Annotated in this window: 1 protein-coding gene; it reads right to left on the bottom strand. The window is 45.6% G+C overall.

What is annotated here, in order from left to right; all coding sequences use genetic code 11:
- Positions 1–564: 564 nt before the first annotated feature.
- Positions 565–1,696 (bottom strand): hypothetical protein (locus tag FHS18_RS33970; protein ID WP_343060794.1); only part of this gene is annotated, 1,132 nt, incomplete at its 5' end.

Below are 1,696 nucleotides of genomic sequence, written 5' to 3'. Positions count from 1 at the left end.
AAAAAAAACTACGACTGACCAATTAACATACAATGCTTAGTTTCGGCTTCTTGAAGGTACTTTTGTGGATCACGTCGGAAGCGACGCCGTTTTGTTGTTTCTTCCAACCGGCTTGACCATCTAGTGCGCTCTTCACGGTACGCCTGGTAACTGACGCTTTGTAATCGTTTGACCGGATTCTGTTGGCGGATGGCGTCGTCAACGAATACGACAAATTCGCCAGAACGAACAATGTATTCGTTCCAACTTCTTAAACCCGTCGTTCGGCGATGCCTAGTTTTTGTCTTGCGGAAAAACCGTTCATGATCATTGTTTGTACGAGGTACGTGTGGGTGATCGTAACAAGTAAAAAGGCCGCTCCAAAAGCCCTTTGTGTAGCTCATGAGATTTTTCACCATAGGTTGGTCGACTTCACTGATGTACGTTTTCTCTACCCAACTGAGTAGACATTTCATTTGGAATTGTACGGTCTCACGGGATTGGTCGAGTGTCGGGTTTAGGATGTTTGCTACATGATGCAAAGGAAAAGACCAACGTTTTACCTCTACGTAGAGATCTCGAAAATCAATCAGTTTGCTGAAAATTCTGAATACGTTTTGGAGTAACGAGGGCCCCTTTTTTATCCAAGCATTTTTGAAGCGATGCCTGAATGACCTCTGCGGTTTCGTAAATCCGTACGCCGGGCAAATCTAAAGGCGGGTTACCATCTTCGAGGAGCAGCGAACGGACTGCAGCCAAGTAATCTTTCACGACTTCGGCTTCTTCGGGAGTACTTTTGTCGAGTTTCCTTTCGATTTCCCGAATGCCGCGAAGGCTTTTCTTGATCCCTGTTTTCAGTTTACGATCCAGATCAACAATGGGCTTAGCAATGTCCTTTAAGTAGTGGTACTGGCAATATTGGTAGGGAACCTTGGGAAGCAACGATTCCATGGCTAGACGGATGGAACGCTGGCCATCGCTAACAATTCCAATGATGGGGAAACCGAGATCGATGACAGGTTGGATGAGTTCCTTAAGCTCTTCTGCTCCACTGCTCTTTACATTTTTTGCGACTAAAATGGTACCGCTGAAAACCTCACGGATAACGTAGAGTGTCTCATTACCTTTCTCAGGCTGAACGCCGTCCATCGAGATCATAATTCCGCCGTGCGTATCGACCACTTGTTTGAGCTCTTCCTTCACGAAGTCCGTGACGCTAGAACGCAGCAACGTCAAATAACGCTCATACAAGCGCTGAGAGTTTCGTTCAGATGTCGCAATGCCGCGGTTCGTAAGCTCTTCCGTTATTTCGGCGATGGTCATGTGATACTTGAAACGGAGCTGCCCGACCAATGCAAGGACGTCAAAACCATAAGAGGTGTGCTTCATAGCGAGTGAATCCGCTTCTGCAGATTTGTAGTACGTTTCGCGGTGTTTGCAATTCATATTGGAACAAACGTAGGCCATGCTCCAAGCTTGGATAACTCCATGGAGCGTAGAGATGTTCTTTTTCCAAGCGGTATGACTTCTCTTTAATTTTCCGCCGCAGCAGAGACAATTCTCAAATTCTGGTCTGAAGTAAACTTTATCTTTTGGAACGATACGATTTTTAGGCAGTGGCATGAAGAAAACAACCTCCGTCAAAGTTCTTAGTGATAACTTCGACAGAGACTGCTGGAAAACCTTGTTAGCTAATTGGTCAGTCGTAGAAAAAAAA

This window comes from Paenibacillus phyllosphaerae (assembly GCF_014192105.1).
Lineage (GTDB): Bacteria > Bacillota > Bacilli > Paenibacillales > Paenibacillaceae > Paenibacillus_Z > Paenibacillus_Z phyllosphaerae.
The sequence above is the reverse complement of the archived record's forward strand: the minus strand, read 5'-3'. Positions and strand labels throughout refer to the sequence as shown.